Source organism: Xanthomarina sp. (assembly GCF_035306705.1).
In the GTDB taxonomy this organism is placed as follows: domain Bacteria; phylum Bacteroidota; class Bacteroidia; order Flavobacteriales; family Flavobacteriaceae; genus Xanthomarina.
Window position 1 is genome coordinate 52919 of the sequence record NZ_DATGNO010000167.1, and the last position, 9144, is coordinate 62062.

A 9144-nucleotide genomic window follows, 5' to 3' on the forward strand; every position below is an offset into this window, starting at 1 on the left:
AAGAGACTTGCACGTTCCATGTGTGTGTTTTTTAGTATCCAGAATAGCTTACAAAGTTACGAGGGGTTTCGTAAAGTGTTACTTCCAATTCTAAATTAGATTTCAAGCGTGGTTTTAATTTATTATAAATAACCACTACTATATTTTCGGCTGTTGGATTGAGATTTTTAAAGGCTTCAATCTCAATATTCAAGTTTTTATGATCGAAGGCATCTTCAACTTCTTCCTTAATAAGTTCTTTTAAAATTTTCATATCAATTACAAAGCCTGTTTCCTTATCAATTTGTCCAGTAACACTTACAATGATTTCGTAGTTATGACCATGGAAATTAGGGTTGTTGCATTTTCCGAAAACAGCATTGTTTTTCTCGTCGCTCCAATCCTTTCTATATAATCTATGGGCCGCATTAAAATGTCCTTTCCTACTGACTGTTACTTTCATTTTTTAGTAATATTAATATGGTCGTAGAATTTATCAAAAATAATCTTAAACCATTCCGTATAAATTTCAGGCTGGTTTTTAATATCAGTTCTTACGTCTTCCAAAGGCATCCATTTCCAGTTAGAAACTTCATCCGGATTTATTTTTGGAGCATCGTTATAATGGCCAATCATGACATGGTCGAATTCATGTTCTGTCAAGCCATTATCAAAAGGAGCTTTATAAATAAACGAAATAGACTCCTCTAAAGAAGTTACAAATCCCATTTCCTCCTGAAGTCTGCGTTTTCCAGCTTCAATATTAGATTCGCCATCTCTTTGATGACTACAACAAGTGTTGGCCCATAAATCTGGCGAATGATATTTATGTGAAGCTCTTTGTTGTAACATCAATTCATTTTTGTCGTTAAAAACAAAAACTGAAAAAGCGCGATGAAGCAAGGCTTTTTCATGAGCTTCTAATTTTGGCATAAGCCCAATTGGCTCATCCTTTTCATTTACTAAAATTACTTTTTCTTCCATCATAATGTAAAAATACCAATCAAGTCATCAAAAATACGCCAAACTTTTCACAAAATAAAAAAGCCATATAAACTATCATTTATTTTGCGTTTAATAATAGTATCTTTGCAACCCATTTGCAAGAAAAATATGAGTTTTATAAAAGAAATTAACAGACGAAGAACCTTTGGAATTATTGCGCATCCCGATGCTGGTAAAACCACACTTACCGAGAAATTATTATTGTTTGGAGGTGCTATTCAAGAGGCAGGTGCTGTAAAAAGCAATAAAATTAAAAAAGGAGCTACCAGTGACTTTATGGAAATTGAGCGTCAGCGTGGAATTTCGGTGGCCACTTCTGTATTGGCTTTTGAATATGAAGGTATAAAAATTAATATTTTAGATACTCCAGGACACAAGGATTTTGCCGAAGATACCTTTAGAACTTTAACGGCAGTAGATAGTGTGATTGTTGTTGTTGATGTTGCAAAAGGGGTTGAGGAACAAACAGAAAAATTAGTTGAAGTTTGTAGAATGAGAAATATTCCGATGATTGTGTTTATAAATAAACTGGATCGTGAAGGAAAAGACGCATTTGATTTGTTGGATGAAATAGAACAAAAGCTAGGTTTAAATGTGGTTCCTATGAGTTTTCCTATCGGGATGGGTTACGATTTTAAAGGTATATATAACCTTTGGGAAAAAAACATCAACTTATTTAGTGGTAGTAGCAGAAAAAACATAGAGGAAACTATTGAGATTTCCGATTTAGAATCGAAAGAAATAGATAAGTTAATTGGTGATAAATCGGCAAAAACACTACGCGAAGAAATTGAACTTGTACAAGGTATTTACCCAAAATTTAATAGAGAAGACTACTTAAACGGAGCGCAACAACCCGTGTTTTTTGGATCGGCTTTAAACAATTTTGGTGTTAGGGAATTATTGGATTGTTTTGTTGAAATTGCTCCAAAACCAAGACCTAAACAGAGTGAAGAAAGACTGGTTAAACCAGAAGAAGAAAAGTTTACTGGTTTTGTTTTTAAAATCCATGCCAATATGGATCCCAACCATAGAGACAGATTGGCTTTTATAAAAATAGTTTCCGGAACGTTTGAGCGCAACAAACCTTACTTACATGTTCGAAATAACAAAAAAATGAAATTTTCTAGTCCCAATGCTTTCTTTGCTGAAAAGAAAGAAATTGTAGATGTATCCTATCCTGGTGATATTGTTGGAATCCATGACACAGGAAATTTTAAAATTGGAGATACTTTAACTGAAGGCGAAAATATAAATTATAAAGGAGTACCAAGCTTTAGCCCAGAGCATTTTAGATATATTAATAATGCCGATCCGTTAAAATCCAAACAACTCTTTAAAGGAATCGATCAGCTAATGGACGAAGGCGTTGCACAATTATTTACTTTGGAACTTAATGGCAGAAAAGTAATTGGAACTGTTGGGGCTTTACAATATGAAGTAATCCAATACCGACTGGAACATGAATACGGCGCCAAATGTACTTACGAAAATTTAAACGTCCATAAAGCGTGTTGGGTTGAAGCTAAAGATCCTAAAAGTGAAGAATACATAGAGTTTTTAAGGGTGAAACATCGTTATTTAGCAAAAGACAAGCAAAATCAATTGGTGTTTTTAGCCGATTCTCCTTTTTCATTACAGATGACACAGCAAAAATATCCCAATATAAAATTTCATTTTACATCAGAATTTAACTAAAATCAATTTACATCTTATCGAATAAATGAAAATTTAAATTGTTTTTAATCGAATTTTTAATACATTTAATCGAGAGAACGTGTTTTCAGTTTATTTTTTTAAATTCAAAATAGAATCATAACCCCAAAAAAATGATCTACTTATGGAAACAGATAAACCAAATGTTTTCAGTAATAATGAGATTACTGTAACCTACAATCCCAAAGTTTGCATACATGCAGAGCATTGTGCAAGAGAACTTTCAAATGTGTTTAGAGAATCGGTAATTCCTTGGATAGACCTTGATGGTGCTTCGACCCAGAGAATTATACGTCAAATAAAAAAATGTCCATCTGGTGCGTTGTCGTATTGTCTTAACAAAAAAGAAGCTTGTTGAAATTTTATTTATTTTAATTTTTAAACACAAAAAATCCCATTGAATAACTTCAATGGGATTTTTTGTGTTTAAAATTTTTAAGCTTCGCCGGTTGGTCCAAAATTTAAAGGAATTGGAGGCTGCTCGTAATCTTTAATTTCGCCATGGGCATTTTCAAATTTACTCACATTATCTCCTAATGCCTTTAACAAGCGCTTGGCATGTTGTGGAGTTAAAATAATTCTAGATTTCACCTTACTTTTAGGTGTACCTGGCATGATACTTACAAAATCTACAACAAACTCTGATACAGAATGGTTAATAATAGCTAGGTTGGAATACGTACCTTCAGCCACTTTCTCATCTAATTCGATGTTTATTTGCCCTGGTTTCTTTGGATTTTTCTCGTCTGACATACTATTTTTAGTTTTAAACAAAGAATCCTGCAACAGCAGGATTCTTTTAATTATTTATTATTGAATGAATACACAAAAAATTAATTGTAGTTAACCTCTTGTTTTGCTTGCATCATTTCGTCGAACTCTTGTTTAGAACCTACAATTATGTTCTCGTACGTTCTCATACCCGTTCCTGCCGGAATTCTGTGACCTACAATTACATTTTCTTTAAGTCCTTCTAAAGTATCAATCTTACCTGCAACAGCCGCTTCGTTTAGTACTTTTGTAGTTTCCTGGAAGGAAGCTGCAGAAATAAACGATTTAGTTTGTAGTGAAGCTCTAGTAATACCTTGTAAAATTGGAGTTGCCGTAGCTGGTTGGGCATCTCTTGCTTCAACTAGTTTCTTGTCTTCTCTTCTTAAGATGGAATTTTCATCTCTTAAATCACGAGGTGTTACTATTTGGCCAGGTTTTAAAGTTACAGAGTCTCCTGCATCTTCAACCACTTTCATTCCAAATACTTCGTCGTTTTCCTCTATGAAATCCGATTTATGAACTAATTGGTCTTCTAAGAAAGTTGTATCTCCAGAGTCAATAATTCTAACTTTACGCATCATTTGTCTTACAACAACTTCAAAATGCTTATCGTTAATTTTCACACCTTGTAAACGGTAAACCTCTTGAACCTCGTTAACCAAGTACTGTTGCACAGCAGACGGTCCTTTAATATTCAAGATATCGTTTGGCGTAATTGAACCATCAGAAAGTGGCATTCCTGCTTTCACGAAATCGTTTTCCTGTACAAGAATTTGACTGGACAACTTAACTAGGTATTTTTTAATATCTCCTAATCTAGATTCTACGATAATCTCACGATTACCTCTCTTGATTTTTCCGAAAGAAACCACACCATCAATAGCACTTACTACTGCTGGGTTAGATGGATTACGCGCCTCAAACAATTCGGTTACACGTGGTAATCCTCCTGTAATATCTCCTGATTTAGCAGATCTACGAGGAATTTTAACCAACACTTTACCTACTTTAATTTTATCGCCGTCGTCCGTCATAATATGAGCTCCAACAGGTAAATTGTAAGAACGGATTGTTTCTCCTTTAGAATCTTCAATATGAAGCGTAGGAATTAACTTTTTATTTCTAGATTCTGAAATTACTTTTTCTTGGAAACCTGTTTGCTCGTCAATTTCTACTTGGTATGTAACACCTTGTTCAATATTTTCGTAGCGAACCTTTCCTGCAAATTCAGAAATAATTACACCGTTATATGGATCCCAAGAACAAATAACATCTCCTTTTTTAACTTCGGCACCACTATTAATTACAATAGTTGATCCATAAGGAATGTTGTTAGTACTTAGAACAATTCCTGTTTTCTTATCAACAAGTTTTAATTCGGAGGTACGTGAAATAACTATGTTTACAGGTTCACCTTGAGAATTTTCACCTTTTACAGTTTTTAAATCATCTATTTCGACAATACCATCAAACTTAACGGTTAATTTGTTTTCTTCTGAAATATTTCCTGCAATACCACCAACGTGGAACGTACGTAATGTTAACTGTGTACCAGGCTCTCCAATAGATTGCGCTGCCACAACACCAACGGCTTCACCTAGTTGTACCATTCTATTGGTAGCTAAGTTACGTCCATAACATTTGGCACAAATTCCTTGTTTTGCTTCACAAGTTAATGCCGATCTTACTTCTACAGTTTCAATTGGAGATAGTCCAATAACTTTTGCTTTAGGCTCGTCTATTAAGTCTCCTGAAGCTACAAGTAACTCGTCTGTTAGTGGATTATATACATCATTTAATGAAATTCTACCAACTATTCTATCTGCTAAAGACTCAACAATTTCATCGTTTTTCTTTAATGGTGATACTTCTACTCCTCTTAAAGTTCCACAGTCTTCACTGTTTACAATAACATCTTGAGAAACATCTACCAAACGACGCGTTAAGTAACCAGCATCTGCTGTTTTTAATGCGGTATCGGCAAGACCTTTACGAGCACCATGCGTTGAGATAAAGTATTCTAAAATTGAAAGACCTTCCTTAAAGTTAGAAAGAATTGGGTTTTCAATAATTTCTCCTCCACCTGCAGTCGATTTTTTAGGTTTAGCCATTAATCCACGCATTCCTGTTAACTGACGAATCTGTTCTTTAGATCCACGAGCTCCAGAGTCAAGCATCATATACACAGAGTTGAACCCTTGTTGATCTTCACGAATACGTTTCATAGACAATTCTGTCAATTCAGCATTCGTAGACGTCCAGATATCAATAACTTGGTTATAACGCTCATTGTTCGTTATTAATCCCATGTTATAGTTAGCCATAATTCCATCCACTTGCTTATTAGCAGAATTAATTAATTCTGGCTTTTCTGGTGGAATAATAATATCTCCTAAACTAAATGATAAACCACCTTTAAAAGCAAAGTTATATCCTAAACTCTTAATTTCGTCCAAGAAGTCTGCAGTTTCAGGTACTGAAGTTACTTCTAAAATCTTACCGATAATATTTCTTAAAGATTTTTTAGTAAGAACTTCGTTCACATATCCAGCTGAGTGAGGCACATGTAAATTAAACAATACACGTCCAACTGTTGTTGGAATAATCTGTAAGGTTAATTCTCCTGCTTCATTAAAATCGTATGTTCTAACTTTAATAGAAGCATTTAATTCTACACGCTTTTCGTTGTAAGCAATAACTACCTCTTCTGGTGAATAAAACGTTAAGCCTTCACCTTTAATTTGAACATCCTTAGTAGATACACGCTCTTTGGTCATATAATATAAACCAAGAACCATATCTTGAGAAGGAACTGCTACTGGCGAACCATTTGCAGGGTTTAAGATATTATGGGAAGCCAACATTAACAATTGGGTTTCCAAAATAGCTTCTGGTCCTAGTGGTAAATGCACAGCCATCTGATCCCCGTCAAAATCGGCATTAAATGCCGTAGTTGCCAATGGATGTAACTGAATAGCCTTACCTTCAATTAATTTAGGTTGAAATGCTTGAATACCTAGTCTGTGCAAGGTTGGAGCACGGTTTAAAAGAACTGGATGTTCTTTTAAAACATTCTCTAAAATATCCCATACTACAGGCTCTCTTCTATCTATAATTTTCTTTGCAGATTTTACTGTTTTTACAATTCCTCTTTCTATTAGTTTTCTAATAACGAAAGGTTTGTATAATTCAGCTGCCATATTTTTAGGCAATCCACATTCAAATAATTTTAATTCTGGTCCAACGACGATTACCGAACGTGCTGAATAATCCACACGTTTACCAAGTAAGTTTTGACGGAAACGACCTTGTTTACCTTTTAATGAATCTGATAAAGATTTTAATGGTCTGTTAGAATCAGTTTTAACAGCAGATGATTTACGTGTATTATCGAATAACGAATCTACAGATTCCTGTAACATACGTTTTTCGTTACGTAAAATAACTTCTGGTGCTTTAATTTCAACCAATCTTTTAAGACGGTTGTTTCTAATAATAACACGACGGTATAAATCGTTTAAATCGGATGTTGCAAAACGACCTCCATCTAGTGGCACTAATGGACGTAATTCTGGCGGAATAATTGGAATAACTTTCATAATCATCCATTCTGGACGATTTTCTCTATTCTCGTTAGATTCGCGTAAAGCTTCAACAACTTGTAGTCTTTTTAAAGCTTCAGTTTTACGTTGTTTAGATGTTTCTGTATTTGCTTTATGTCTTAATTCGAACGATAAGGCATCTAAATCTATTCTTGACAATAAATCGATTAAACACTCAGCTCCCATTTTAGCAATAAACTTGTTTGGGTCTGCATCTTCTAAATATTGATTTTCTTTAGGAAGTGTTTCAAGAATATTTAAATACTCTTCTTCTGTTAAGAAATCCATTTTTTGTACTGGTTCTCCTTCGACATTGTTAGCAATACCTGGTTGAATTACTACATAACGTTCGTAGTAAATAATCATATCTAATTTCTTAGATGGTAAACCTAAAAGGTAACCAATTTTGTTTGGTAACGAACGGAAATACCAGATATGGGCAACAGGAACAACCAAGTTAATGTGTCCTACTCTGTCTCTACGTACTTTCTTTTCTGTTACTTCTACACCACAACGGTCGCAAATAATACCTTTATAGCGAATTCTTTTATATTTTCCGCAGGCACATTCATAATCCTTTACAGGACCAAAAATACGCTCACAGAATAAACCATCTCTTTCTGGTTTATGAGTTCGATAATTGATAGTTTCTGGTTTTAAAACTTCACCTCGAGATTCTGCTAAAATAGACTCTGGTGATGCTAAACCAATGGAGATTTTATTAAATCTCTGTACTGTATTCTTATCTTGTTTTCTTGCCATTTCTTTTAGTATTCAGTCTCAGTCTCAGTATTCAGTTCGCTATTTACTGCAAACTGGATACTGCGACTTCATACTATTTTAATTATTCCTCTAATCTAATGTCTAGTCCTAGTCCTTTCAATTCGTGCATAAGTACGTTGAAAGATTCTGGTAAACCAGGTTCTGGCATTGGCTCTCCCTTAACGATTGCTTCGTAAGTTTTAGCTCTACCAATAACATCATCAGATTTTACGGTCAATATTTCTCTTAATGTTGCAGATGCACCATAAGCTTCTAGAGCCCAAACCTCCATCTCTCCAAAACGCTGACCACCAAATTGTGCTTTACCACCAAGAGGTTGTTGTGTAATTAAAGAGTAAGGTCCAATAGAACGTGCGTGCATTTTATCGTCAACCATATGTCCTAATTTCAACATATAGATAACTCCAACAGTTGCAGGTTGATCAAATCGATCTCCTGTTCCTCCATCGTATAAATAGGTGTGTCCATATCTTGGAACTCCGGCTTCGTCTGTAAATTCATTAATTTGATCTAGAGAAGCTCCATCAAAAATAGGTGTTGCATAGGTGCGTCCTAATTTTTGTCCAGCCCATCCAAGAACAGTTTCATAAATCTGACCAATGTTCATACGGGAAGGTACACCAAGAGGATTTAATACAATATCCACTGGGGTTCCATCTTCTAAGAATGGCATATCTTCTTGACGAACAATTCTTGCAACAATACCTTTGTTACCGTGACGTCCTGCCATTTTATCCCCAACTTTAAGTTTACGTTTTTTAGCTACATAAACTTTAGCTAGTTTAATTATACCTGCTGGTAATTCGTCTCCTACAGAGATAGTAAACTTCTCACGACGTAAAGAACCCTGTATATCGTTTTCTTTAATCTTGTAGTTGTGAATTAAGTCGGCAACCAATTTGTTAGAATAATCGTCCGTGGTCCAAGTTCCGCTAGTTAAATGCGTATAATCGTCTACAGCGTTTAACATTTTAAGTGTGTATTTCTTACCTTTTGGCAATACTTCTTCACCTAAATCGTTAAAAATACCTTGAGCGGTTTTACCTGCAACAATAGCAAAAAGTTTTTCTACTAGAACGTCTTTTAACTCATCGAATTTTCTATCGTAAATACCCTCTAATTGAGCGATATCTTCTTTGTCTTTTGCACGTTTGCGTTTATCTTTAACCGCACGAGCAAAAAGTTTTTTATCGATAACTACTCCATGTAAAGATGGTGAAGCTTTTAAAGATGCATCTTTCACATCTCCTGCTTTATCACCAAAAATAGCACGTAATAATTTTTCTTC

Annotated in this window: 7 protein-coding genes; 2 read left to right on the top strand and 5 right to left on the bottom strand. The window is 34.6% G+C overall.

What is annotated here, in order from left to right; all coding sequences use genetic code 11:
- Nucleotides 1–31: 31 nt before the first annotated feature.
- Together VKY47_RS13495 and idi are read right to left on the bottom strand one after the other, a co-directional pair.
- Nucleotides 32–442, bottom strand: a complete 411-nt coding sequence (locus VKY47_RS13495; RefSeq protein ID WP_324313354.1) for a 6-pyruvoyl trahydropterin synthase family protein — start codon at nucleotides 440–442, stop codon at nucleotides 32–34.
- On the bottom strand, nucleotides 439–966 hold the full coding sequence (gene idi, locus VKY47_RS13500) for an isopentenyl-diphosphate Delta-isomerase (RefSeq protein ID WP_324313355.1): 528 nt from the start codon (nucleotides 964–966) through the stop codon (nucleotides 439–441). Before idi ends, VKY47_RS13495 begins: the two co-directional genes overlap by 4 nt.
- A gap of 126 nt (nucleotides 967–1092) precedes the next feature.
- Here idi and VKY47_RS13505 point away from each other — a divergent pair, with 126 nt between their 5' ends.
- Entirely contained in the window at nucleotides 1093–2682 is a 1590-nt protein-coding gene (locus tag VKY47_RS13505; protein ID WP_324313356.1) for a peptide chain release factor 3, read from the top strand.
- A gap of 142 nt (nucleotides 2683–2824) precedes the next feature.
- Nucleotides 2825–3058, top strand: a complete 234-nt coding sequence (locus VKY47_RS13510) for a (4Fe-4S)-binding protein (protein ID WP_324313357.1) — start codon at nucleotides 2825–2827, stop codon at nucleotides 3056–3058.
- A 77-nt stretch (nucleotides 3059–3135) separates the two neighbouring features.
- Here the strand turns inward: VKY47_RS13510 and VKY47_RS13515 are convergent, their stop codons facing one another.
- The 3 genes from VKY47_RS13515 to VKY47_RS13525 form a co-directional block, all read right to left on the bottom strand.
- A complete protein-coding gene (locus VKY47_RS13515; RefSeq protein WP_324313358.1) occupies nucleotides 3136–3453 on the bottom strand; it encodes a DUF3467 domain-containing protein in 318 nt (105 codons plus the stop codon).
- An 80-nt stretch (nucleotides 3454–3533) separates the two neighbouring features.
- Nucleotides 3534–7835, bottom strand: a complete 4302-nt coding sequence (gene rpoC / locus VKY47_RS13520) for a DNA-directed RNA polymerase subunit beta' (protein ID WP_324313359.1) — start codon at nucleotides 7833–7835, stop codon at nucleotides 3534–3536.
- Nucleotides 7836–7917: 82 nt separating this feature from the next.
- Nucleotides 7918–9144: DNA-directed RNA polymerase subunit beta (locus tag VKY47_RS13525; RefSeq protein WP_473964605.1), on the bottom strand; the 1227-nt coding region annotated here is incomplete at its 5' end.